Origin of the sequence: Paenibacillus sp. FSL R10-2734 (genome assembly GCF_037963865.1) — a bacterium.
Taxonomy (GTDB): domain Bacteria; phylum Bacillota; class Bacilli; order Paenibacillales; family Paenibacillaceae; genus Paenibacillus_AQ.
This window is the reverse complement of record NZ_CP150170.1, coordinates 7251206-7276357: the sequence shown is the minus strand read 5'-3', so window position 1 is coordinate 7276357 and position 25152 is coordinate 7251206. Positions and strand designations below refer to the sequence as shown.

The window sequence follows — 25152 nt, the reverse complement described above, 5'->3', positions numbered from 1 at the left end:
TTAATGAAGGAAAGAGATCATAGACAGGTTGTATATTCCCAATTGCTGTCCAGTTCTCGAAATGCTATGATAGATTCGCGCGCCATATGGCGATGCAGACAATAGAGTGTAGGGGTGGGCTTTAGATGAATATCGCATTACCTATTATTACATTAGTCGTAGGTCTCATCGGTGGATTTTTTATCGGTGTGTATTATCTGCGCAGACAAATGACAACTATGCAGAATGATCCTGAAATGCTGCAAAAGGTTGCAAAACAAATGGGCTATAACCTGAATGGGAAACAAATGCAACGTGCCCAGCAAATGATGAAGAATCAGAATCCGAATCAGACAGGCGCCCGCCCAGGAGCAGCTAAAGGGAATAAACGTAGAAGTAAGTAACCGAGTCCGGATAGAATGTATACGGGTGCGGAAGGGGGAGACATCATGGGGAACATCAAGGAATATGTGAACGGTAAAGTTTCTGAGAACCGTGAGCAAATCGAGTATCACGTTGAGAAAATATTAGAATTAATCGGTGAAGATACCGGCCGCGAGGGACTGCTGGAAACACCAGCACGTGTTACGCGGATGTACGAGGAGATATTCGGCGGTTATTCGATAGATCCCCGCGAGGCGCTCGGCGTTACTTTTGATGAGTCTCATGAAGAGCTAGTGATCGTTAAGGATATCGTCTATTACAGCCAATGTGAGCACCACATGGCTCCTTTCTTCGGTAAAGTGCATATTGGGTACATCCCGAGCGGACGAATTGCTGGACTCAGCAAATTAGCTCGCCTTGTGGAAGCAGTGAGTCGGCGTTTGCAGGTTCAAGAACGCATTACGACGCAAATTGCTGATATTATGACGGAGGTGTTAGGCCCTCACGGCGTTATGGTCGTTGTGGAAGGTGAACATCTTTGTATGTGTGCTCGTGGAGTGAAGAAGCCAGGCAGCAAGACGGTAACCATGGCTACTAGAGGGGTCTTCCGGGAGAATGCCGCCGCACGTGCGGAGTTTCTAAGCTTGATTAAGGAATAGTATATAGAGGTGTTTATACCTCGGAATTAGAAGGGCCTATCGTTCGCTTGATGTGAACGGTAGGCCCTTTTGGGTCATTTAATGGAAAAAAAGAGATGTTCTTCGCCAATTGGAATGAGATCAGTAGGGTTTCCATGCCAGTTTACTAGCGGCAGCATAACGCTCTGACACATATGGCCAGTTAACAACCTTCCACCAATCGTTAATATAATCAGCACGATTATTCTGATGCTTCAAGTAATAGGCGTGTTCCCATACATCCAAGGCTAAGAGCGGAACAACATCCCATTGCGATAAATTTTGATGTTTTTCTGCGGTGAGAATTTCTAGTCTATGGCTGCGCGGACTCCAAACAAGAATGGCCCATCCGCCACCTTCTACCTTAATCGCAGCTTCGGTGAACTGCTTCTTGAAGCTGTCATAGCTTCCAAAGCTTTGCTCGATAGCTTCCAGTAGCGCTCCGGTTGGGCGCCCCCCACCTTGAGGAGACATCACGTTCCAAAAGATTGTGTGGAGATAATGGCCGGCGCCATTAAAGGCGAGCTCCCTCTCCCAATGTTTAACAAGATCAAAGTCACCGTTTTTACGGGAATCGGCTAGTTTAACTTCAGCCTTGTTCAATCCATCTACATAACTTTGATGATGCTTATCGTGATGAATTCTCATCGTCTTCTCGTCAATGTACGGTTCCAGTGCATTATAAGCATAGGGCAAAGGTGGTAGCGTATGGCCGCCAATGGGTACTGCGCCGTTTCTATCTTGGGTATCAGGAACAGTATCAGTGAAAGTGGTGAATGCATCGTTCCGTGTGATATTTTCTGTATTGATTCTTACGACATATTCCTCTGTGTAATCACGCATGATTTGCGATAGCTTTCCGGGCGAGCTCAGGGTTTGCAGTACGGCGAGGAAGTATTCCGATTCGCGAATAATGTGCAGGATTACAGTGGTTGAAAGGGGAACGGCTTTGACTGCTGCGCTACTCTCCATGATGGCAAAAAGCTGCCGAATGAATTCTTGTGATTGGGTGCAAGAGATAAGCAATAGCTTCTCCGTTTCTGCAGCGAGTTCAGCCTGATTCGGAGGTGAGGGGGAAAGAGCAGCATTCAATAGCTGCTGTGCCGCTTGCTCCGTTGCACCGAAAACAACGGCCCATTCATCCAGTAGCTTAACATAAGGCTCTTCCAATTTAGGCACAATCGCCTTGATAACCTCGGTATGCTCTTTCTCTTGTGTTTTCCAAAATACGATTTCTTCTAGAATGCGTACTGGCAGCATCGGCCCATATACATATAGCATGCCAAGAAAACCTCCCGTGATATGTCTTCATCAGTTCATTATATGAGCGGGTTTGGAAGCTTATGAAGAACATATCATTCGGCGTGCCCCTTGGGGTTCTGCTTTCCTGAGGATGGAAACAGCCTCTTCCCTGGGTATACTTCTTTCTGTCCCTGGAAGAGGCTGTTCGTTTGGTTATAGTTTACGTAAGTTTTCGTCGTGATAAATGGGTGCTTAGTTAATTACTTGCCATTGCTGGCTGCTCACTATTAATGGTTTTGGCCAGATGAACATTCCCTAAGAAAGCTGACACCCGTCGCAAATACTCACGGGGGTGCTCACGGAACAACAGCTCATGATGACTACCTTCAATGATCCATGAATCAGAGAATGGATTGTGCTGGTTCGCTGCTAGTTCTTCGGCAATAGGATAAGGAGCTTTATCGTCTTTAGTTCCATGCATGAATAGGATAGGGAAAGGATAGTCTTTCGATTTGACCTTTGCATAAGGAATTTGATCCAGCCCCGTACCGTTCAGCACTGGGAACAGCATTTCCATAATCGCTAGGGAAGGCTGTCGAGGCAGGTCTATATTCTGCTTAATATTATGGTACAGCGTGTCTGGTTCTAACAAAAAGGTGCTGTCCAGAATCATCGCGTCGATGTCCTCAGATACTAATCCTGCTTGCAGTGCTGTGCCTGCACCCATGGAGAAGCCCCAAACTACGAGCTCCTCAGCTCCGCGTTCTTTAGCGAAATCAATGGCGCCAAGAAGCTGCTGAGATTCTTTTTTGCCGCCGGTTGCAATATCCTTGTTGCCATGAGCAGCGAAGCCGTAGTCAAACATCACGACATTGAAATTCAGGCTGTGCGCATAGTGAGCTAGATCGTACATGGGTACCCAAGACTCTTCGCGGTTGGCGCCATATCCATGACTGAATATGATAGTCTTAGTAGCTCCCTCGACTGGAATATACCAACCGCTCATCATGCGACTACCATCCTTAGCAGGGAAGGTTACATCCTCGTAGGCGAGGCCTTTTGCAATCATAGGATTGGAATACAGTGGAGCGACAGTTGGATTGGATAGTACCCAAGCGATGTAACCATGGAGCGAAACAAAACAAAATACTAAAAAGAAAAATATAGATAATAGCAATGCAACGATAATATGCTTAACACGGATCATCCGCAGCGAAAGTCGTGATGAACTGCCCTGTTTAGGTAGTTTAGGACGACGGGAGACTGACGTGCCGGTTCGGCTAGTTGTCAGATCCATAAGGTCCCCTCCTAAGTATGATGTGAGTACTAGTGCCTAGGATAATTTGTCGAAAATGATTCTAAAGCATCAGTAATGATTGTATATGTTTATCGTAAGTTTAAGCCCTTACAAAGTCAATGAAATACACCCTTTTGTAATATAACTGTAAAGTGCGGGTCAGTCTTTACAGGCTCATTGAATATACTGGACTTTCCGTAGAGTTTTGCACTAAGATAGAATTAATAATAATGTAACCGCGTTTCATTTAATGAAACACGAGGGGGGATTACTGTGGAGGACCGAAAGCTTACGGTACGCGCGGTAGAACGTGCGCTCGACATATTACTTTGCTTTACACAGGATAGTGATTTAGGGTTGACGGAGATCGCATCGAAGATTGACTTACATAAGAGTACAGTCCATAGATTGCTCGCAACACTCGAGGAAAAGGGCTTTCTCATTCGCAATCCGGCGACAGAAAAATATAGGCTGGGTATACGAATCTGGGAGTTGTCCACGCATCTCCCTACTTTTGACGAGTCGGCAGCGGTATTACTACCCTCAATGGAACGGCTGAGAGATCGTCTCGGAGAGACGGTCAGTCTTTACTTACGGGATGGTATTGAGCGCGTGCGTATTCAGGCGGTACAGAGTCAGCAGGCTATTCGTCGAGTAGCGCAAATTGGTGCCAGGTTGCCATTATCTGTAGGCGCGTCGAGTAAAGTGTTGGCAGCCTATGCTCCATCTGAGGTGTTGAGAGAGCTGCTCGAGAGCCCGGAGTGGCCGGACTACGTTGAAAAGGATGTATACAAAGACCAGCTTAATGAGATCATCCGGCTGGGGTATGCGACAAGTTTCGAGGAGCGTGAGCCCGGTGCAGCCGCAGTGGCGGTGCCTGTTACAGGCCGTAGTGGGAATGTGATCGCGGCGTTATCGCTGTCAGGCCCGGTCAGTCGCCTGTCTAGGGATACGTTAGTGGAGTATGCCGCAATCTTAAAGGAAGCAGCAAGTGAAATGGGCATGATGATTCCATAAGAAGCACAGGGTAGTCTCATAACGTGGGTTTTTCACAGAATGAGACAGACCATTAAAAAGTAGATCAGCGATCATTCCGTACTGGAGGATCGCTGTTTTGCTGTTTTTGGGGAGGCGTAGCATGCTTCGGCCGATTGTAGGTAAGCGTTGGCTAGCCCACCATATGTTGCTTTGGAACCCCGAACGCCGAACCCCGAACGCCGAACCCCGAACGCCGAACCCCGAACCCCGAACCCCGAACGCCGAACGCCGAACGCCGAACACCGAACACCGAACGCCGAACGCCGAACGCCGAACGCCGAACGCCGAACGCCGAATCTCATAACTCGTACTCCAGTAATCTTCGGTTGCTCTTTAGATGTCCCCTGAGCCTTCCGGACTCAAGGGACGCTATTTGCACATTTATAGCCTTTTTGGCAAAGTATCGGACACCAGCGCAGCTATTCGAATAAAAACAGGCTCATATAGCGTGTTTTTCATCCATTAGCGACTATGGGGTCCGATAGCACGCCAAATGTCGTACAATTCTGCGTATAGGGTCATCTGAGTCCGATGGCGCCGAACTCTAAGCGAACCCTAAGCGTTCCGTAAGCATCCTCTGAGCCTTCCGGACTCAGGCGACGCTATTTGCGAATTTATAGCCAGTTTGGCATTGTATCGGACTCGAGCGCAGCTATTCGAACAAAAATCAGGCTCATATAGCGTGTTTTTCGTCCATTAACGACTATGGGGTCCGATAGCGCCAAAATGTCGGATAATTCAGCGTATAGGGTCATCTGAGTCCGATAGCGCCGAACCCTAAGCGTCGCCAGAGCCTTCCGGACTCAAGGGACGCTATTTGCGAATTTATAGCCAGTTTGGCAAAGTATCGGACACTAGCGCAGCTATTAGAACAAAAACAGGCACAATTAGCGTGTTTTTCATCCAATAGCGACTATGGGGTCCGATAACACGCCAAATGTCGGATAATTCAGCGTATAGGGTCATCTGAGTCCGATGGCGCCGAACTCTAGGCGAACCCTAAGCGTTCCGTAAGCATCCTCTGAGCCTTCCGGACTCAGGCGACGCTATTTGCGAATTTATAGCCAGTTTGGCAAAGTATCGGACACCAACGCAACTATTCGAACAAAAACAGGCTCATATAGCGTGTTTTTCATCCATTAGCGACTATGGGGTCCGATAGCACGCCAAATGTTGGATAATTCAGCGTATAGGGTCATCTGAGTCCGATAGCGCCGAACCCTAAGCGTCGCCTGAGCCTTCCGGACTCAAGGGACGCTATTTGCGAATTTATAGCCAGTTTGGCAAAGTATCGGACACCAACGCAACTATTCGAACAAAAACAGGCTCATATAGCGTGTTTTTCATCCAATAGCGACTATGGGGTCCGATAACACGCCAAATGTCGGATAATTCAGCGTATAGGGTCATCTGAGTCCGATGGCGCCGAACTCTAGGCGAACCCTAAGCGTTCCGTAAGCATCCTCTGAGCCTTCCGGACTCAGGCGACGCTATTTGCGAATTTATAGCCAGTTTGGCAAAGTATCGGACACCAACGCAACTATTCGAACAAAAACAGGCTCATATAGCGTGTTTTTCATCCATTAGCGACTATGGGGTCCGATAGCACGCCAAATGTTGGATAATTCAGCGTATAGGGTCATCTGAGTCCGATAGCGCCGAACCCTAAGCGTCGCCTGAGCCTTCCGGACTCAAGGGACGCTATTTGCGAATTTATAGCCAGTTTGGCAAAGTATCGGACACCAACGCAACTATTCGAACAAAAACAGGCTCATATAGCGTGTTTTTCATCCAATAGCGACTATGGGTCCGATAACACGCCAAATGTCGGATAATTCAGCGTATAGGGTCATCTGAGTCCGATAGCGCCGAACCCTAAGTGTTCCCTGAGTCCGATGGGGTAGCATCAAATCAATAATGCCGCCCTGAGTCCGATAGCTGCTTCGTACGCGCAAAGATCAATGAATCAAAGGTAGTTTAGAGTTTGGAACGACCGTGGGGGGAGGTACAAGAAAAGAGGGGTGTCCTAGCAGCCGATTCATGGCTGTAAGAACACCCCTTTAACTATTCAAACCCCTTATAACTACACAAAACTCCATAAAAGTACACAAAAGTACACAAAAGGACTGACTCACAGCCACTCACGGCCGCGAGACAGTCTCATATTAAATCTATTCTATTCTACCGACACAGCCGAAGAATCTGTGGCATCCGCCAGCATTTGACGAAGCACAGTTTGTAGAATACCACCATTACGATAGTAATCAATATCGACTGTACTGTCGAGTCGTGCAATGACAGGGAAATCGAATTGCGTGCCGTCTTCACGGGTAGCAGTGACAGTTAGCTCTTGACTTGGCTCCACGTTGTTATCGAGACCAGTAATGTTGAAGGTCTCGCGTCCGGTCAGTCCCAAGCTGGTCCAGCCGTGGCCTTCTTGGAATTGCAGTGGAAGCACGCCCATGCCAACTAGATTGCTGCGGTGAATACGCTCAAAGCTCTCAGCAATAACAGCTTTGACCCCTAGAAGAAGTGTACCCTTGGCAGCCCAGTCACGGGAGCTTCCTGTGCCGTATTCTTTACCGGCGATAACGACGAGATTCTGACCAGCGTCCTGATACAGCATGGACGCGTCATAGATGGACATGACTTCATCGCTTGGCAGGAAGGTTGTAACTCCGCCTTCTGTACCTGGAGCTACTGCGTTACGAATCCGAATATTAGCGAATGTACCACGCATCATGACTTCATGATTTCCGCGGCGTGAGCCGTAGGAGTTGAAGTCTGCACGTTCTACACCATGATCGCGCAAATATTCGCCGGCAGGACCAGAGGTAGAGATATTACCTGCAGGTGAGATGTGGTCGGTTGTCACAGAATCAGCTAGCAGCGCTAAAACACGTGCATTCTTGATATCCTTGATGTCTCCAAGACCGTCTGCCAGATGCTCGAAGAAAGGCGGATTCTGGATATACGTGGAGTTGTCATCCCACTCATATAGCTCGCCTTGCGGAACAGGGATCGAATTCCAACGTTCATTAGCAGTGAATACATTTTCGTATTTACGGCGGAACATCTCCGGACTAAGGGAGAGACCGATCGCTTCACGAATTTCAGCAGTAGTTGGCCAAATATCTTTCAAGAATACTGGCTCACCTTGTGGATCAAATCCGAGCGGTTCAGTCTGTAAATCAATATTCACAGTGCCAGCCAGTGCGTAAGCGACTACGAGCGGTGGGGAAGCCAGGTAGTTTGCTTTAACCTGAGCATGTACACGACCCTCGAAGTTACGGTTACCGGAGATTACTGCAGCTACAGTCATATCGTTGTCAGTAATAGCTTGACTAACTTCTTCTGGCAAAGGACCGGAGTTACCGATACAAGTAGCGCAGCCATAGCCAGCCAAGTAGAAGCCTAGTGCTTCGAGTGGCTTCAGCAAGTCTGCTTTTTCCAGATATTCAGTAACTACCAATGATCCTGGAGTCAAGCTGCTCTTAACATAAGCTGGTTTGGTCAGACCGCGTTCCACAGCCTTTTTAGCCAATAGACCTGCTCCAAGCATAACGCTAGGGTTGGAAGTATTCGTACAGCTTGTAATAGCTGCGATCACGACTGCGCCTGTGCTGAGCTTGCTTGTAGTGCCGTTCTTATGCTCTATCTCTACAACTTGGGCGATTTTCTCATCGCTGAGACCATAACCGCCTTTGTCTACCGGTGTACGGATAATGCCTTCGAAATTTTCTTTCATGTGCGTAAGCTCGATCCGGTCTTGTGGACGTTTTGGTCCAGCCAAGCTTGGAACGACAGAAGCTAGGTCAAGCTCAATTACATCGCTAAACTCAGGATCTGGTGTATTCGAAGTGCGGAACATCCCTTGTGCTTTGTAATAAGATTCAACCAGCTCCACAAGATCATCCGGACGACCCGTGCTGCGAAGATAAGCAAGTGTCTCTTCATCTACAGGGAAGAAACCGATCGTTGCTCCGTATTCTGGCGCCATGTTAGCAACCGTTGCCCGGTCAGCCAAGCTGATGTTAGCAAGACCAGGACCGTAGAATTCGACGAATTTGCCGACTACGCCCTTTTTACGTAACATTTCAGTTACTGTCAGTGCCAAATCCGTTGCAGTAGCGCCTTCGATAAGGCTGCCTGTAAGCTTGAAGCCTACTACATCAGGGGTAACAAAATAGAGTGGTTGTCCGAGCATGCCTGCCTCAGCTTCAATACCACCTACACCCCAGCCCACAACACCAAGTCCGTTGATCATCGTAGTATGGGAGTCAGTTCCTACAAGGGAATCTGGATAAACGACAGTTTCACCATCGATAGTTTTAGTAGTGGCTACAGAAGCCAAATACTCTAGATTTACCTGATGCACGATACCAGTAGCAGGAGGAACCGCACGGAAGTTATTAAAAGCTGTCTGTGCCCAGCGAAGGAAACGGTAACGTTCTTCGTTGCGCTCAAACTCTACGTTCATATTGTATTCTAAAGCGTCTGCAGTACCGAAAGCATCAACCATAACAGAGTGGTCAATAACAAGGTCAACTGGGACGAGCGGGTTGATCTGTTTAGGATCTCCGCCAGCTTTCTTTACGGTGTCGCGCATAGCTGCAAGATCCACGACAACAGGAACACCGGTGAAGTCCTGAAGTACGATACGAGCAGGGATAAACGGGATTTCTTTATTGCGGTCAATGTCGCCTGACCAGTCAGCCAGTTGTTTCACGTGTTCTTCTGTAATCGCCCGTCCATCAAACTGACGAACAGCGGCCTCAAGTAATACTTTGATCGAAAAAGGAAGGGAAGAAATAGAGCCCAATCCTTGTTCCTCGAGGGAATTAAGATCATAATAGCGATAAGATTTGCCACCTGATTCCAGGGTGCGGGCCAACGAAAAATGATCCTTGCTTGGCATATGTGCGCCTCCTTGTTTCATCTATTGAAACCCAATTTCACATTGCATGTTATTTAATTATAACGGTTACAAAGAGGGGAGTAAAGTTTTTTTTCCTATATATATAGCCCGAATAATGCACTTCCTTGTAAATTGAAGTGATCTGTATAGCGGCCTGTTTCCTTTCATATACATAGAGCAGAAGTTAAAAGGGAATGAAGGGGCGCGAGTATAATGGAACAACAGTGGAAGCAAAGTCTATATGTATATGTAGATCAAGTGAATAAGGCCAGGGTGGAGCCTGAGTCCTCATCGCAAACTATTTCCGTATCCGTTAAGGATCCACGCTTTCTGGTGGAGCAGGGGGAACGTTCACGCCGTATTGCTGAATGGTATAACGCTCGTGGGATAACTCCGCTGCGGGGGGAAACGGGCGTTAAGACTTTACGGACCGTCCGGCAGACTCCGACCGAGGTGGTAGCAGAGGTTACGCTGCACAGTGCGCTTTATTATGAAAAAGGCGGCGTTAACCACCGAGAGGATATGATTGAGCTGGAGCGGTTGACCTTTGTGCGGGACAGAGGGGGCTGGGAGATCGCTGCTATAGAACGAACCATTCCCGAAAGAAATACAGTTCATAGAGCAGAGGTGGAGTTATCTGGCAGGTTGTCTAAATGGGGAGAGGCTTTGCCTGCACCATTGCCATCACAGCCCCTTCTAAACCGGAATATTCTTGGGGAGATTTCTGGCTCAAGAGAGGTTCGCTACAACCGTGAAGAGGCGGTGGCTTATGCCGACCGTTGGTGGAAAGACGGTAATCCAGAGTTCGAAACATTTGAGGTAGATTGTACGAATTATGTCTCCCAATGCCTCTTTGCAGGGGGAGCGCCGATCAACTATACTGGTAAAAGAGAAACGGGTTGGTGGTACAAAGGCTACCAAGGAAAACAAGAATGGTGGAGTTATAGCTGGGCTGTATCAGACAGTCTGCAGCGCTATTTAAGCGTTGGCCGGAGCAATGGCTTGCGTGCGGATGTCATGGAGCGGCCGGAGCAATTGATGTTGGGCGACGTCATTTTATATGACTGGGATGGCAACGGACAATATCAGCACAGCACGATCGTCACAGCCTTTGATGCTGGTGGCCTGCCGCTTGTGAATGCACATACAGTTAGCAGCCGTCATCGCTTCTGGGACTATCGTGATTCCTACGCATGGACGGATCAGACGAAATACCGTTTTTTTCATATTAACGACTATTTATAGTACAGAAAGAGGTAATAAGGGTATGGGGAACGCAAAATTAACCGTAGGGCTGGTGTACGGGGGCAAATCCGGAGAACATGAGGTATCGCTACAGACGGCTTTTGCCGTGATGAACTCATTTGATTACGATAAATATGAGATTATACCTTTTTATATTTCAAAACAGGGATTATGGAAGGTTGGCGAGACGTTATCAGCGCCTTACAGTGAGGTGGGACAGCTCAAGCTTGCAGATGCAGCCGAAGATATGGGCACAGCCCTAAATGTGGTATTTAGTGGACTATCCGGTGCGGATAAAGCGGTGGACGTAATGTTCCCACTGCTGCACGGCACGTATGGTGAGGACGGAACGATTCAAGGGCTGTTCGAAATGGCGAATATTCCTTACATCGGGGCTGGTGTTCTTGCCTCTTCAGCAGGTATGGATAAAGTTGTTATGAAGAAGCTATTCGCTGATGCCGGTCTGGATCAGTGTGAATATTGTTATTTTAACATCAGCGCTTGGAAAAGAAAAAGCCATGAGTTGATTGTGGGTGTAGAGGATAAACTGGGGTATCCGGTATTCGTGAAACCTGCCAATCTGGGCTCAAGTGTAGGTATTTCTAAGGCAACTGATAAGGAAAGTCTTGTAAAAGCTATAGACTTTGCCTTCCGTTATGACACCAAAGTCATTATTGAGGAATTCGTGGATGCACGTGAGGTAGAGGTCGGTGTGCTCGGAAATGATGAGCCTGAGGCCTCTGTCCCGGGTGAAATCGTTTCTTCTGGAGAATATTATGATTACGCGGCTAAATATACGGACGGCAAATCGCAAATGATGATTCCTGCACCAGTAGATTCTGAAGTAGCCGATCATCTGCGGGAGTCCGCGATAACTGCTTTTCGAGCAATTGAGGGCAGTGGGATTACTCGTGCGGACTTCTTCCTGCGGAGATCCGATGGCAAAATTCTAATTAATGAAGTGAATACGATGCCTGGCTTCACTCCTTACAGCATGTATCCGCTATTGTGGCGTGAGACGGGTGTATCCTATAGAACTCTGTTAGACCGTATGATTGAGTTAGCCTTAGAGCGCTATAATTTCAAACAAGGTCTTAAGTACGACAACGAGTAATTGAAGCTACTAGCGGGTTTATCCCGACTGAAAAGGAGCGGAGAAATATGGGTTTTCAAACCGAATTCAATTCTGTCTGCAAGTTCAAGAATGAACAAGAGCTGTACGAGCTGCTGGAGTATGGGCGTACCAAAATGGTGAAGCAGGGCTTTCGCGTGTATCCGACGGGTCAGAAGGTGTTCGCCTACACCCCTGAGAATGTAGCCGTAGCAATTGTCAAAATCTCAGCCTCCATTGCAGAGATTAATTTTCAGGGGCATGAGGTTACAGCGGTTGAAATGGAGCTCGTGCGTAAATTGAATGAAGAAGAGTCCAGAGTACAGACTGCACTAGCAGATGAAATGTTTTTTGGATCGCAGGGATGATTGTCCGGTTTGGATATGTAGCGATGTCCACGGTTATTAAAGACTGCTCCCCATCCAAGACCATGACGATGACCTCCTTCAAAAAGCTGGATGACCGCGAAGCGGCACTTCGGCGTTTGGAGAATATCGCTCGGATGAATCTGCATAATACGCTGCGACTGATGAAGCATAATATTGCTTCGGACATCTTCGTGTACCGTCTCACCTCCAAGTTAATTCCTTTGGCGACGCATCCTGATTTACAGGACTGGAATCCGTTTATCGCGCTCGCTGAGGAATTCGCGGAGGTGGGGCAATTTGTGAAAAAGCATGGGATGCGGGTGTCCTTTCATCCTGATCACTTTACAGTGCTTAGTACACCCCGTCCTGAGGTGCTAGTGAGTTCCGTAAGGGATTTACAGCACCACACCGACATGCTGGATGCCATGGGACTACCTGCCATGGCGAAGAATAATATTCATATTGGCGGAGCTTATGGGGACAAGCCCGTAGCCGCGAAGCGATTTGAGGAGCATTTTCGCGAGTTGCCAGCAGCGATGCAGGCGCGTATTACGCTGGAGAATGATGATAAGACCTTCACAGCCCCGGAAACATTATCGGTCTGCCAGAATGTAGGGCTGCCGATGGTGCTGGATATTCACCACCAATGGGTGAATAATGAAGGAGAGCTCCCTTGGGAGCTGTGGCCTGACATTCAGCAGACATGGCAGAGCGAGCTTGCACAGAAGGATGTCCCTTCGGGAGTGCTTCTGCCGCCCAAGATTCATGTATCCAGTCCGCGCAGTCCGTCTGATCCACGCAGCCATGCAGATGGCGTGGAGCCTGCGCCATTAGTAGCTTTTTTAAAGCGTATTGCCGCAGATACCCCTGCTGTAGATGTTATGATTGAGGCGAAACATAAAGATGGTGCATTATTTGGATTGATGGAAGCAATGAAAGAGCTGGCTGATGCCGGTAACGGAATTTCCCTATTAAATGGGGCAAGTGTGAATATCGAACCTTAACAATGAAAATAAGGCGATAGGTCCTGAATACGGGCCATATCATGACTTGATATGTAACTTGAAATAGGGTACGTTGAATGAAACTTTATTACGATTAACATTCAAGGGATCATATGAGCATTGGGTATCCCTTATGGCGGAACTTTGAGAACGTTTTGACGTATTGCACGGTATTGTGAATAGGGTTTCTTTAAATTTCATGCCAATGGCGATTATGTTCAAGGAAGCGGAGTGAAGATATGAGTCCTTTAAAACCAGAGGGTAAGAACGAACGTGAGCCCTATGTAGTGTCGAGCAAGGGGCATACGGCAGTAGCCATTAATGCTGCTGCCAAAGCAGGCGAATGGATAAAGAGCAGACAAGGCCTGGTGAAGGAACTTAGTACGAAGACTTCTGCACAGGATCTGGTTACTGAAGTAGATAAAGGTGTTGAACAGATGATCCGCAGGTTGATTCTGACGCATTTTCCAGACCATGCGATCCTCGGTGAGGAAGGCGTATCGCCGGGAGCAGCAGCAGCAACCGCTGCATTGGAAGAAGCTCGTGAGCATGAATATCTGTGGATTGTAGATCCTGTAGATGGTACGACTAATTTTGTACACGGATTTCCGTTTTACTGTGTCTCCATTGCTTTGGTGATTCGTGGAGAATTAACGGTTGGCGTAATTTACGACCCGATAAGTGATGAAATGTTCGTCGCCGAAAAAGGTAAGGGAGCCTATATGCATGGTGTTCCTACCTCAGTTTCTACGGAGAGCGTTTTTGGAGATAGCTTGATTGCTATGGGCTTTCCGCCGGACCGTGAATTTGCACAGCCTGTGAACATGGCAGGACTGCAGAGCATTCTTCCGCAGATTCGTGGTATTCGTGCAGGAGGCTCGGCCGCTCTACATTTGGCTTATGTGGCAGCAGGTCGGGTAGACGGATATTGGGAAGTAGGTTTAAGTCCTTGGGATTGTGCTGCTGGAGTACTTCTTGTACTCGAATCAGGCGGTACAATCACAGATACTCTTGGGCGTCCATACGATATTGGCACTCGTCATGTAGTAGCAAGTAATGGTCACATTCACGAATATTTGGTTTCGTCACTAAAGAATGCTGAAGCAACAGGATATAAGCTTTAGGGAGGACGATGCATCATGAGCGAGAAGGATGATCTGGAACGCAAGCTAAGCGAAATGTTGATAGATGGCGAGATGGAACAGGACGACCGTACAGCTAAAGAAATTCGTGAAATCTCTCCGAAGTATGAAATCCGTATCCAGACCACAATGGATCCTATTGTGGAGGAAACGCTGCGTTATCGTAAGATTGGACACGAGCTAGACGACCGCTATGATAAGTATCTGGAGCGAGCTGGGAAGCATTTGAATTCTCAAGAGGATTCAGATAAAGAGTAATACAATCGTTTTCAGCTTTGTGAATAATAGTAATTCGTAGGGCGGCTTCCCGATTATGGGAAGCCGCTCTTTTGCGTTACTAACAGGGATGGTAGAATGGGAGTTAGAACAATTTGGGAGGGATACGATGCTGAGTAAGTGGAAACGAATTTTGGCAGCGAGCACAAGCAGCCTGCTATTGTTATCCGCGCTGATCAGTGTAGGTGCTGGATCGGCAAATGCGGCTGACACGACTGTATCGCAAGACTCGGGGCAGGATGTCTTCCGCATCGTAGCTCTCGGCGATTCCATTACTGCTGGATATGAGCCAGGAATGACAGATGTGAATACCAAGCCATATGGCTATGCGGAAAGACTGCTCGAGCAGGGTTGGTATCATGGCAGAAGTGAGCTAACTAATTATGGTATTCTAGGACTGACTACGGCTGGATTACGTAATTATACAGGAGCGATTAAGGATGGTTCAGCGATTACCTCTGAACAAATTCAGCCAGGTCTGCCTGATCCGAGAATGGACCAGTTTGTGAAGTTAACCCCACAGATCGCAGCAGAACTAAAGGAAGCCGATCTGATTACCATTACAATTGGAGGGAATGACGTAAGTCGTCTGTTTTTACAGGTTAAGGAACTGACGGATGCAGATTTCCAAGCCCAGCTAGAGCAGAAGCTAGCGGATTACAATACGAATGTGAAGGCAAGTCTGGAGAATATTCGTGCGGTAAATCCACAAGCGACGATTATACTGGCTGACCAATATCAGCCTGCCCCTAAGATCGCTCTTGGTGCGATGTACACCAAATTGATGACAGCAGCAGCCCAATTTACAGAAACAGCAGATCGTGTGGCCGCAAGCGTAAATCAAGAGGGTGCAAAGGTACAAGTAGCACATGTAACAGAAAAGTTTGCTGGATCGGAAGGCTCGCTGACGCACATTATTGGAGCGGGGCAAGCAGATTTTCACCCTACACAGCTCGGATACGAGACCATTGCTAAAGTCTTTGCTGAATTACACTGGGGAGAGTATCGCGTCCCTACTGTAGCTACGATGGCTTCGACTTCTGTACCTATGTCGATTGTTGTGAAGGGCGTAGAGCTAAATACACCTAATAAGCCTATCCTTAAGAATGGCCAGAATTTCTTGGCGCTTAAAGATATTCTAAATGCTGTGGGAGCAAGCGGGAAGTGGGATAACAAAACCTCCAGCGCAACTATCGTGTACGGTGGACGAACTGTTGTAATCACTATCGGCAGCAAATTTATTAAGGTGAATGGAGAGAATGTAGCCATTGATACTCCTGCTTTTCTGCAAAAGGTAGGCAAAGAAGATAAAACTTATCTTCCCCTTGCCGCATTGGCAACAGGACTTGGCTTCGATGTTAATTACAGTAGCAAACTGCGTACTGCTTTCATAAATCCATAAATCTGCATATTATATCATAAGTAGTTTAAATTAAGCCCGTAAGGCAAAGGTGGATGGAATATTGTCTAGTTCAAAATTTACAGCTGAATATATCATCACCATGGATGATATTGTACGGGAAGGCCATCCCGTGCTTCGTACCGTAGCAGAACCCGTGGAGCTTCCTTTAAAGGAGGAGGATCGTGAGACTTTGCAATGTATGCTTCAGTTTCTGAAGAACAGTCAGGACCCAGAGATTTCCGAAGAATACAATTTACGCTCTGGCGTAGGTCTGTCGGCGAATCAAATCGGCCTTACGAAGCGTATGTTCGTGATGTATTCTACGGACGAGAGAGGGAGGATCGTAGAGCATGCTTGGGTTAACCCTAAGATCATCAGTCACTCACTAACCATGGTGTACTTACCAGAGAGTGAGGGGTGTCTGTCCGTTGATCGACCGGTGCATGGATTTGTACCTCGTTATGAATCTGTAAAGGTAAAGGGATTTGATCTTGAGGGTAATGTGGTTGTTCTTAAATTTAAGGGCTACCAAGCTATTATCATCCAGCATGAGATTGACCATCTCGACGGAATCATGTTCTACGACCGGATCAATAAGGAGCATCCATTCAAGCTTCCTCAGGGAGTGGAAATCCGCAACTTGTACGAGTAAAAGAACATCTCTGAATCATAAAGCGTGTGATCTTACAGCTTATAGCTGATGGACACACGCTTTTTTTGTTATTTGCAGGATTGAATGAATTCAATTATTTTACAAAATAATCCAAAGGAGTTACCATTATAGCTAATGGGTTGAAATTAATTTTATTATCAGAAGGAGGCTTTTAAATGGGTTGGAGCAGAATACCAATAAGAGGCGTAGTCAACGAATACAATGATGAGGTTAAGAAGATTGACGAGCAGATTTTATCATTGATTCAGGAACGTAAAGCTATAACAGGAAAAAAACGGTTTTCCCCCGAGAGTGAGCTCCTTGAGGAATGGGCGGCCAGGTTCGAGATGGATACTTCTCAGATTGTAAAGTATATACATAGTCTGAATGAGGCTGTGCCTAGACGAAAATATTGGGAAGAGCCCGGCTTACTACTCGGTGTACTTCCAATTGTGAAGCGGACAGTCCTCGAAGATTGCGAGTATACACTGACACATGCTATGCAGTATGAAGCGCTTAGTATAGTTACGGTGGAGATTAAGTATTTAAAAGAAACTGTGGAGCATGTTCATCTTAGAGCCGCTTTAACATTGGAGATTATGAGTGAGCGAACCTATGAAATCCAACCGCATGGAGGTCACGGAGGGGGCGCCAATACACAAATGCAGTTCTTGATCTCACCACCGCTACCAACGGATCTGGCGGATGTTTATTTTTCCTTAATACCTGGAGAAGACCGAATGATTGGACCTGCAATGACGGAGGTTATATTGGACAAGCAAGTCGATTTCGAATAATGCTTATTCAAAAAAACCTACCACCAGAAACTTGGTGGTAGGTTTTAGTATATTCAGTGGCAGTAATTAAAGTCTTATTTCTCAGACGCCATAGCACGGAAGGACGCTTCTGCTGCAATTAGTGTAGCTTCGATATCCGTAACGGTATGCGCTGTGGTCAGGAACCAAGCTTCATATTTAGAAGGGGCCAAGTTGATCCCACGGTTCAACATGTGACGGAAGAAGCTAGCGAACAATTCGCCATCTGTATCCTGTGCCTCATCGTAATTTGTAACTGGATGATCACAGAAATGAGTGGAGAATGAACCACGGATGCGGTTGATCGTCAGTGGGATGCCATGACGGTCTGCCGATTCCTGAAGTCCGTCGACAAGACGAATCGCAAGCCGTTCCATCTCATCGTATACGCCTTCTGCACTCAGCACTTCCAGACAGGCAATCCCAGCGGAAATGGACGCAGGATTTCCCGCCATGGTTCCCGCTTGGTAAGCCGGTCCTAGTGGAGCTACTTGTTCCATCACATGCTTACGTCCGCCGTAAGCACCGATAGGCAAGCCGCCACCGATGATTTTGCCGAGTGCTGTAAGGTCAGGAGTAATGTCTTCATGGTTATCAAGTCCTGCATAAGTCTGTGTGGAACCATAGTGGAAGCGGAAAGCGGTAATGACCTCGTCATAAATAACGAGTGAGCCGTTATCATGAGCCAGCTTGCATAGTTCTTCGAGGAAACCAGGCTTAGGCATAACCATACCGAAATTGCCGACGATCGGTTCAACCATGACAGCGGCGACATCTTCGCCCCATTTTTCCAGTGCCTCTCGCAGGCTATCTAGATCATTAAAAGGAACAGTGATTACTTCCTGTGCGATACTGCTTGGAACACCGGCACTATCCGGAATGCCAAGCGTAGAAGGTCCAGATCCTGCTGCTACGAGCACCAGATCGGAGTGGCCGTGGTAACAGCCAGCGAATTTCACGATTTTGCTGCGCTTTGTATAAGCACGAGCTACACGAATGGTAGTCATAACCGCTTCTGTGCCGGAATTGACGAACCGTACTTTATCCATGGAAGGAATAGCTTCTTTTAGCATTTTAGCAAGCTTGATTTCGAGCTGGGTCGGGGTTCCGTAAAGTACACCATTCTCCGCAGCTGTAGTGATTGCTTTCGTAATGTGAGGATGAGCATGGCCGGTAATGATCGGGCCATAAGCTTGTAGATAATCTATATATTCGTTGCCGTCTTCATCCCAGAAGTGAGATCCACTGGCGCGTTTCATAAATACGGGTGCACCGCCGCCAACGGCTTTGAAGGAACGGGAGGGGCTATTCACACCTCCGACGATATGTTGAAGGGCTTCCTGATAAAGTTGCTCTGATGTGGAACGATTCATAGTGTGATCATCCTTTCGTTTGTCGATGCTCATGGGAACGGGCGAACAACGGTGATTTCCGCTGTCCGCCCGTATTATACCAAGTAACGGTGATTCCCTGCTGTGTCTACTTGTGAACGTTGCTTGTCAAGAACCTTATTGGGTTCCGCTAGTGTTACTATTTGTACTGGTTTCCGGTGAAGGTGAAGGTGTTGGCTCAGGGCCTTTTAAGGTATCCTGAACAAATTCCTTTAATTTATTCTCACTGCGAATGCCTATGACTTGTGCTCCGTCAACGCTCTCCTCTTTGAGCAGATCCATCGGTGGAATTTGCGCGCTACCACTCATAGTGCTGTCATACCCAACGGTTGCCAGCTTCCACATATCATTTACTGACATATTGGTTTCAATATAAGGCGTAACTTGAGACAAAATATTCGGTAGCTTGATAATGGACGTGGTCTGAATTAGTTTGTCAGCCACAACCTTGAGAAATGCACGCTGGCGCTCGGTCCGAGTGAAGTCCGAGGTAGCGTCATGCCGAAAGCGTACATATTGCAGTGCCTTGTTGCCGTCGAGATGCTGATATCCTTTTTTAAGATCAATGTCATATTCGGGACCGTCTGCAATGGTCTTGTACACCATATCTTTCTCGACTTCATAATCTACACCGCCAACGGCATCTACTAGCTTGATGAATCCTTGGAAGTCTGTGTAGACATAATATTGAATCGGGATGCCAAGCAAATCGCTTACGGTCTGCATCGCCGTGTTAGGTCCATAAATTATAGCTGAATTAATACGTTTCTTGCCGTGATCTGGAATCGAAACATACGTATCTCTAAGGATGGAGAATACGCTGATCTTCTTCTTCACGGGATCTAGTGAAGCGACGAGCATCGTATCTGAACGAGGGATTTCCCCCTTCTTGACACCGCGGGCATCCACACCCATTAGTAGTATATTAACAGGCTCTGTACCTTCCCACTTTGGAGGCTCCGGAGTGTCAACATCAACGGTTTCAGCATTCTTAAATGGTGAATTCTCGGTGTTCGACATGCTGCCAAGCTCAGCGTAAATGGTTGTAAAGTAGTAAATGGCCCCACCGATAATAAGTAGGAGTATAATGGCCAGCGTCCAAAGTATCGGTTTCTTTTTTGACGTACCAGTCTTTGCGTGCCTTCTCTTTCTAGGTGGCATTTCTCGTTCTTCCTTTCGCATTCACATTCTCTACATTATAATTTCTTTTGGGGATACGCGCAATTCATGCTCAATCCACCAATATCAAGAAGGAGTGGATATAACTTGAACGTAGTAGCTATTGGACAAAAAGTACCGAATTTCACCCTTCCGTCCTCCAGTGGGCAAGAGGTTAGTTTAAGTGATTATCTGAGCCGAAAGGTCATTTTATATTTTTATCCTAAAAATATGACACCAGCTTGTACGCAGGAGGCCTGCGAGTTCCGTGACGCCCATGACCAGATTACTACGCTTGGTGCGGTTGTTCTAGGCATCAGTCCAGATCCCTTGGCATCGCATATGAGATTTACGGAGAAGAATAGTCTGCCCTTTCCACTGTTGTCTGATGAGGATCATAAGGTCAGTGAAATGTTCGGGGTATGGCAGCTTAAGAAGCTCTATGGCAGAGAATTTATGGGAATAGTACGTTCTACTTTTCTAATTGATGAGCAGGGAATTTTAATCGAAGAATGGCGGAAAGTACGAGTGAAAGGTCATGTAGCATCTACCATAGCAGGGATTTCCAAATCATAAAGTTTGTTAATAACTTTTTGTAAAAGTCTGTTACATTTTTAACAGCTTTCATAAGGTATTGTCATGATATAGTTTCCTCATAATTGCTTCAAATTTGGAGCAAGACGAGGTGGTGTAGTGATAATGCTGCGTATTGGCCTTGATATCGGATCAACTACTGCAAAATTGGTTGTTATAGAGCGTAATACTATTGTTTATCAGGACTATGTAAGACATTATAGCGACATAAAAAAAGCAGCCCTCTCTCTTCTATCTGACGTACGGGACAGATTTCTAGAGAGGGAAGTAAGTCTTACTGTAAGCGGTTCCTCAGGGTTGTCTTTATCCAAACTCGGAGGCGTGCCTTTCGTTCAGGAGGTAATCGCCTGTACGAAGGCGATCGGCGAGCTGATCCCGGAATGCGATACAGCGATTGAACTGGGCGGTGAGGATGCCAAGATTATTTATCTTCGAGGTGGCATTGAGCAACGTATGAATACAGCCTGCGCGGGCGGAACGGGAGCATTCATCGATCAGATGGCATCGCTGCTACAAACCGACCCGGCAGGCTTAAATGCATTGGCGGAGAAGCATGAGCGAATCTATCCCATAGCTTCACGCTGTGGTGTATTCGCTAAAAGCGATGTGCAGCCGCTGCTGAACGAGGGCGCTCGCCGGGAGGATGTGTCAGCCTCGATTTTTCAGAGTATCGTCAATCAGACGATAAGTGGTCTCGCCTGCGGCCGTCCGATTCGTGGAAGGGTGGCGTTTCTTGGTGGTCCGCTAACCTTCTTGTCAGCCCTGCGTCAGCGTTTTGCTGAGACGCTTGCGCTTGCTGAGTCGGATATTTTGTTTCCTGAGCGATCACAGTATTTCGTAGCGATTGGGTCTGCACTTTCCGAGGCTGATCCAATCGTTTTGCCGCTTTCAGATTGGCTGGCACGAATTGCGGCCGTGGATTTTACGTTGGATCGGGCCGAGGATGCTGAATTACCGCCGTTGTTTGAGAACCCCGCTGAGCTTGCTGCGTTCCGTCTTCGTCACGGTAAAGCCTCTGCTGCCAGATCAGACTTGGCTGCTTATCGTGGCCCTTGCTATCTGGGGATCGATGCTGGTTCAACAACAACCAAACTTGTACTGACCGGCTCTGCTGACGAAATTCTATATACCTTTTATGGCAGCAACAAGGGGAACCCCTTGTATTCTGTGAGTGAGGCACTGAAGGAAATGTATCGGGTTCTACCTGAAGGTTGTCATATTGCAGGCTCTTATGTGACAGGTTATGGTGAGGGATTAATCAAGGCCGCATTGTGGACGGATGGCGGTGAAGTGGAGACGGTTGCTCATTACAAAGCCGCTTCTAAGTTCATGCCAGAGGTAGACTTTATTCTGGATATTGGTGGACAGGACATGAAATGCATCAAGATCCGTGGCGGCGCTATCGACAGTCTGATGCTCAATGAAGCCTGTTCGGCAGGCTGCGGCTCTTTCCTGGAGAGCTTTGCCTCTGCGCTCGGGCTGGGGATCGAGGAGTTCGCTAAGTCAGCACTCGAAGCGACCAAACCAGTTAATCTGGGGTCGCGCTGTACGGTATTCATGAATTCTAAAGTGAAGCAGGTTCAGAAGGAAGGCGCGTCGCTGGCCGATCTTTCGGCAGGGCTCGCCTATTCTGTAATTAAGAATGCCCTGCAAAAGGTAATTAAAATTCGCAACCCTGAGGATCTAGGGCGAAATATTATTGTTCAGGGGGGCACCTTTTATAACGAAGCTGTATTGCAGGCCTTTGAGCGCCTAACAGGGAGAACTGTAGTCAGACCGGATATTGCTGGCGTTATGGGGGCGTATGGTTGTGCACTGATTGCTCGTGAGCAAGCGGGGGTCGATGGGAAAAGTACACTGCTTGGCCCGGAGGAAATAGCCAACTTTAAGTACGAGGTATCTTCAGGTCGCTGTGGCCGCTGTGGGAATAACTGTGCGTTAACGATCAGTCGGTTCCCGGATAAGAGCTTCTACGTTACAGGCAATCGTTGTGAGCGAGGTGCAGGAGGCAGGAAAGAGAAGAATGTATTGCCGAATTTAATGCAGTATAAATATGAGCGTTTTTTCGATTATGAGTCTTTACCGGAGGCCGATATTGGACGGGGCACTGTCGGTATTCCACGGACAATGAATATGTTCGAGAATTACCCATTTTGGCATACTTTTTTCACAAAGCTTGGCTATCGGGTTATTCTTTCTGCTAAATCAAGCAAGAAGCTCTATGAAAGTGGGATGGATACGATTCCTTCAGAATCGATCTGTTATCCTGCGAAGATGGCGCACGGACATGTGCAGAACTTAATCGGTAAAGGTGTCGATTTTATTTTTTATCCTGCGGTGGTGTATGAGAAGAAGGAGGATGAAGCAGCGGATAATCATTTCAATTGTCCGGTGGTCGCATCTTATCCTGAAGTCATTCGCAACAATATGGACGGTTTAAAGGAGAATGGAATTAAGCTGGTCAGTCCGTTTCTGACCTTCGACGATCGATCTGCACTGATCAAAGGACTTGTGAAGACATTTACGGGTATTCCAAGAGAAGAGATTACGTTAGCCGTGCGGGCAGGACTTGCAGAGGCTGATCGCGCCAAAAGTGATGTGCGTAGCAAAGGTGAAGAGACGCTCGCGTATCTTTCCAGCACTGGTAATAAGGGAATACTTCTCTGTGGTCACCCTTATCATGCGGATCCTGAAATTAACCATGGCATAGCAGATATGATTACCGGGATGGGACTCGCTGTACTGACAGAAGATTCTGTCTGCCATTTGGACCGAAGTGAAGGGGATATGGCGGTTGTTAATCAGTGGACCTACCATGCCCGCATGTACCGCGCGGCCCGCCTTGCCGCAGTTCGAAACGATCTGGAGCTTGTCCAACTAACCTCCTTCGGCTGCGGGATCGATGCGATTACATGTGATGCCGTGCAAGACATTATGGAGAGACATAACAAAGTATATACGCTGATCAAAATTGATGAGATCAGCAACCTTGGTGCAGCACGCATTCGGCTGCGTTCGCTGCTGGCAGCAATGCGTGAGCGGGAAAAAGGGAAGGTGCAGCCAGAGAAACCGCCTAAAGTCCAGGCTAATGTTGCATTCACGAAGGAAATGAAAGAAACGTACACGATCCTTGCACCGCAGATGTCACCTATTCATTTTGAATTGTTTGAGCAGGTCTTTCGTGATGCGGGATACCGTCTTAAGATACTTGAGACCACTGGACCTAAAGAGACCGAAGAAGGTCTTAGATACGTTAACAATGATGCGTGTTATCCCGCGATTGTAACGATAGGGCAGATTCTATCAGCGTTGAAGAGTGGAGACTATGATCCGAATCGTACCGCTGTAATCATGTCACAGACGGGTGGAGGCTGCCGGGCGACGAATTATATTTCTTTGCTGCGCAAAGCCTTAAAGGACTCAGATCTTGAACAAATTCCTGTGATTTCGCTGAATGCCTCTGGGATGGAGAACCAGCCAGGCTTCCGTATCAGTCTTAAGCTGGCGAATCGGCTGATTGCTGCGGCTTGCTATGGCGATCTTATGATGCGGATGGTAAATCATTTCAGACCCCATGAAGTTGTTCCAGGGAGTGCAGAACGCCTATTCCGCAAAGGGATGGAGCGCTGTAAGGCCAGCTTAGCCACCTTCTCGTTCCGAGAATATAAACGTCTGATTCGCGAAATCGTTGCGGAGTTCTGCAAGCTGTCCGTTACAGGTGTTACGAAACCGAGAGTCGGGATTGTAGGAGAAATCTTGATTAAATTCCACCCAGATGCCAACAATCGCATCATCGAGATGATTGAAGCTGAGGGTGGGGAAGCGGTAATGCCGGACTTCTTGGATTTCATCTTTTACTGCGTGTATAATCCGATCTACAAAGCTGAACAATTCGGCAAAAGCAAACGGCTGGGATACATTAATCCTATGCTGATCTCCTATCTGGAAATTTACCGTAAGCCCATAAAGGTTGCGCTTGAGGATGCGGGACTAGCTAAAGGACGGGAGAATATCTATGGTCTTGCTGAGAAGGCCAGCCGACTAGTGTCCGTAGGTAATCAAATGGGTGAGGGATGGTTCCTGACCGCAGAAATGATGGATCTGTTGGATAATGGTGTGAATAATATTGCTTGTATTCAGCCGTTTGCTTGCTTACCTAACCATATTACCGGACGAGGGATGATTAAGGGCCTTAAGGAATTATATCCGGGCGCAAATATCGTCGCCATTGATTATGATGCTGGAGTTAGTGTTGTTAATCAAGCGAATCGGATCAAGCTGATGATGTCGATTGCCAGCAGTCAGGAAGGGAATGCTTTATCTGATTTGGAACAATCAGTTAAGCCTCTAAAGCAGACTCTACTTGAAGGCTCACTCAGCTTGTCCTGAGCTTATTAAGACAACTTAATAGACTAATCGCCACAATAAAAGCGGGCCAAGAATTCACTTGGTCCGCTTT

Annotated in this window: 19 protein-coding genes; 14 read left to right on the top strand and 5 right to left on the bottom strand. The window is 47.3% G+C overall.

Features of this window, described 5'->3' with window-relative positions:
- Positions 1–125: 125 nt before the first annotated feature.
- Both NSS67_RS31490 and folE read left to right on the top strand, forming a co-directional pair.
- A complete protein-coding gene (locus NSS67_RS31490) occupies positions 126–383 on the top strand; it encodes a YneF family protein (protein ID WP_339317706.1) in 258 nt (85 codons plus the stop codon).
- 45 nt (positions 384–428) lie between these two features.
- Positions 429–1022, top strand: a complete 594-nt coding sequence (gene folE, locus NSS67_RS31485; protein WP_339317705.1) for a GTP cyclohydrolase I FolE — start codon at positions 429–431, stop codon at positions 1020–1022.
- 120 nt (positions 1023–1142) lie between these two features.
- Here the strand turns inward: folE and NSS67_RS31480 are convergent, their stop codons facing one another.
- Together NSS67_RS31480 and NSS67_RS31475 are read right to left on the bottom strand one after the other, a co-directional pair.
- A complete protein-coding gene (locus tag NSS67_RS31480) occupies positions 1143–2321 on the bottom strand; it encodes a Fe-Mn family superoxide dismutase (RefSeq protein ID WP_339317704.1) in 1179 nt (392 codons plus the stop codon).
- 217 nt (positions 2322–2538) lie between these two features.
- Entirely contained in the window at positions 2539–3579 is a 1041-nt protein-coding gene (locus tag NSS67_RS31475; RefSeq protein WP_339317703.1) for an alpha/beta hydrolase, read from the bottom strand.
- 273 nt (positions 3580–3852) lie between these two features.
- On the opposite strand from NSS67_RS31475, the gene NSS67_RS31470 reads away from it, so the two are divergent.
- Entirely contained in the window at positions 3853–4596 is a 744-nt protein-coding gene (locus NSS67_RS31470; RefSeq protein ID WP_339317702.1) for an IclR family transcriptional regulator, read from the top strand.
- A 2197-nt stretch (positions 4597–6793) separates the two neighbouring features.
- Here NSS67_RS31470 and acnA read toward each other — a convergent pair.
- A complete protein-coding gene (gene acnA / locus NSS67_RS31465) occupies positions 6794–9535 on the bottom strand; it encodes an aconitate hydratase AcnA (protein WP_339317701.1) in 2742 nt (913 codons plus the stop codon).
- Positions 9536–9745: 210 nt separating this feature from the next.
- Here acnA and NSS67_RS31460 point away from each other — a divergent pair, with 210 nt between their 5' ends.
- The 9 genes from NSS67_RS31460 (at position 9746) to NSS67_RS31420 (ending at position 17532) form a co-directional block, all read left to right on the top strand.
- On the top strand, positions 9746–10780 hold the full coding sequence (locus NSS67_RS31460) for an amidase domain-containing protein (RefSeq protein ID WP_339320758.1): 1035 nt from the start codon (positions 9746–9748) through the stop codon (positions 10778–10780).
- A 22-nt stretch (positions 10781–10802) separates the two neighbouring features.
- On the top strand, positions 10803–11894 hold the full coding sequence (locus NSS67_RS31455) for a D-alanine--D-alanine ligase (RefSeq protein ID WP_339317700.1): 1092 nt from the start codon (positions 10803–10805) through the stop codon (positions 11892–11894).
- Positions 11895–11941: 47 nt separating this feature from the next.
- Positions 11942–12259 (top strand): hypothetical protein, encoded by a 318-nt coding sequence (locus NSS67_RS31450; protein ID WP_339317699.1) that lies wholly within the window; start codon positions 11942–11944, stop codon positions 12257–12259.
- Positions 12256–13263, top strand: a complete 1008-nt coding sequence (gene uvsE, locus NSS67_RS31445) for a UV DNA damage repair endonuclease UvsE (protein ID WP_339317698.1) — start codon at positions 12256–12258, stop codon at positions 13261–13263. The genes NSS67_RS31450 and uvsE overlap by 4 nt, the downstream gene beginning before the upstream one ends.
- 239 nt (positions 13264–13502) lie before the next feature.
- Entirely contained in the window at positions 13503–14387 is an 885-nt protein-coding gene (locus NSS67_RS31440; protein ID WP_339317697.1) for an inositol monophosphatase family protein, read from the top strand.
- A gap of 15 nt (positions 14388–14402) precedes the next feature.
- Entirely contained in the window at positions 14403–14663 is a 261-nt protein-coding gene (locus NSS67_RS31435) for a hypothetical protein (RefSeq protein ID WP_339317696.1), read from the top strand.
- Between the two features lie 127 nt (positions 14664–14790).
- A complete protein-coding gene (locus NSS67_RS31430) occupies positions 14791–16083 on the top strand; it encodes a stalk domain-containing protein (RefSeq protein ID WP_339317695.1) in 1293 nt (430 codons plus the stop codon).
- A 100-nt stretch (positions 16084–16183) separates the two neighbouring features.
- Complete coding sequence (gene def, locus NSS67_RS31425) at positions 16184–16735, top strand: peptide deformylase (protein ID WP_339320757.1); 552 nt, start codon at positions 16184–16186, stop codon at positions 16733–16735.
- A gap of 176 nt (positions 16736–16911) precedes the next feature.
- Positions 16912–17532 (top strand): hypothetical protein, encoded by a 621-nt coding sequence (locus NSS67_RS31420; protein ID WP_339317694.1) that lies wholly within the window; start codon positions 16912–16914, stop codon positions 17530–17532.
- A 74-nt stretch (positions 17533–17606) separates the two neighbouring features.
- Here the strand turns inward: NSS67_RS31420 and NSS67_RS31415 are convergent, their stop codons facing one another.
- The gene (locus NSS67_RS31415; protein WP_339317693.1) at positions 17607–18923 is read right to left on the bottom strand and encodes a glutamate-1-semialdehyde 2,1-aminomutase; all 1317 of its coding nucleotides are present in this window, start codon (positions 18921–18923) and stop codon (positions 17607–17609) included.
- Between the two features lie 135 nt (positions 18924–19058).
- The gene (locus NSS67_RS31410; RefSeq protein ID WP_339317692.1) at positions 19059–20102 is read right to left on the bottom strand and encodes an LCP family protein; all 1044 of its coding nucleotides are present in this window, start codon (positions 20100–20102) and stop codon (positions 19059–19061) included.
- Between the two features lie 66 nt (positions 20103–20168).
- Between NSS67_RS31410 and bcp the strand changes: the two genes are divergently transcribed.
- A complete protein-coding gene (gene bcp, locus NSS67_RS31405; RefSeq protein WP_339317691.1) occupies positions 20169–20675 on the top strand; it encodes a thioredoxin-dependent thiol peroxidase in 507 nt (168 codons plus the stop codon).
- 123 nt (positions 20676–20798) lie between these two features.
- Positions 20799–25082 (top strand): acyl-CoA dehydratase activase-related protein, encoded by a 4284-nt coding sequence (locus tag NSS67_RS31400; RefSeq protein WP_339317690.1) that lies wholly within the window; start codon positions 20799–20801, stop codon positions 25080–25082.
- The last annotated feature ends 70 nt before the right edge of the window (positions 25083–25152 follow it).

What these genes read in the sequence shown, in the direction of transcription:
- NSS67_RS31490 (WP_339317706.1), top strand. Translation starts at nt 126, where the DNA reads ATGAATATCGCATTACCTATTATTACATTAGTCGTAGGTCTCATCGGT.
- folE (WP_339317705.1), top strand. Translation starts at nt 429, where the DNA reads ATGGGGAACATCAAGGAATATGTGAACGGTAAAGTTTCTGAGAACCGT.
- NSS67_RS31480 (WP_339317704.1), bottom strand. Translation starts at nt 2,321, where the DNA reads ATGCTATATGTATATGGGCCGATGCTGCCAGTACGCATTCTAGAAGAA.
- NSS67_RS31475 (WP_339317703.1), bottom strand. Translation starts at nt 3,579, where the DNA reads ATGGATCTGACAACTAGCCGAACCGGCACGTCAGTCTCCCGTCGTCCT.
- acnA (WP_339317701.1), bottom strand. Translation starts at nt 9,535, where the DNA reads ATGCCAAGCAAGGATCATTTTTCGTTGGCCCGCACCCTGGAATCAGGT.
- NSS67_RS31455 (WP_339317700.1), top strand. Translation starts at nt 10,803, where the DNA reads ATGGGGAACGCAAAATTAACCGTAGGGCTGGTGTACGGGGGCAAATCC.
- NSS67_RS31450 (WP_339317699.1), top strand. Translation starts at nt 11,942, where the DNA reads ATGGGTTTTCAAACCGAATTCAATTCTGTCTGCAAGTTCAAGAATGAA.
- uvsE (WP_339317698.1), top strand. Translation starts at nt 12,256, where the DNA reads ATGATTGTCCGGTTTGGATATGTAGCGATGTCCACGGTTATTAAAGAC.
- NSS67_RS31440 (WP_339317697.1), top strand. Translation starts at nt 13,503, where the DNA reads ATGAGTCCTTTAAAACCAGAGGGTAAGAACGAACGTGAGCCCTATGTA.
- NSS67_RS31435 (WP_339317696.1), top strand. Translation starts at nt 14,403, where the DNA reads ATGAGCGAGAAGGATGATCTGGAACGCAAGCTAAGCGAAATGTTGATA.
- NSS67_RS31430 (WP_339317695.1), top strand. Translation starts at nt 14,791, where the DNA reads ATGCTGAGTAAGTGGAAACGAATTTTGGCAGCGAGCACAAGCAGCCTG.
- def (WP_339320757.1), top strand. Translation starts at nt 16,184, where the DNA reads ATGGATGATATTGTACGGGAAGGCCATCCCGTGCTTCGTACCGTAGCA.
- NSS67_RS31420 (WP_339317694.1), top strand. Translation starts at nt 16,912, where the DNA reads ATGGGTTGGAGCAGAATACCAATAAGAGGCGTAGTCAACGAATACAAT.
- NSS67_RS31415 (WP_339317693.1), bottom strand. Translation starts at nt 18,923, where the DNA reads ATGAATCGTTCCACATCAGAGCAACTTTATCAGGAAGCCCTTCAACAT.
- NSS67_RS31410 (WP_339317692.1), bottom strand. Translation starts at nt 20,102, where the DNA reads ATGCCACCTAGAAAGAGAAGGCACGCAAAGACTGGTACGTCAAAAAAG.
- bcp (WP_339317691.1), top strand. Translation starts at nt 20,169, where the DNA reads ATGCTCAATCCACCAATATCAAGAAGGAGTGGATATAACTTGAACGTA.
- NSS67_RS31400 (WP_339317690.1), top strand. Translation starts at nt 20,799, where the DNA reads ATGCTGCGTATTGGCCTTGATATCGGATCAACTACTGCAAAATTGGTT.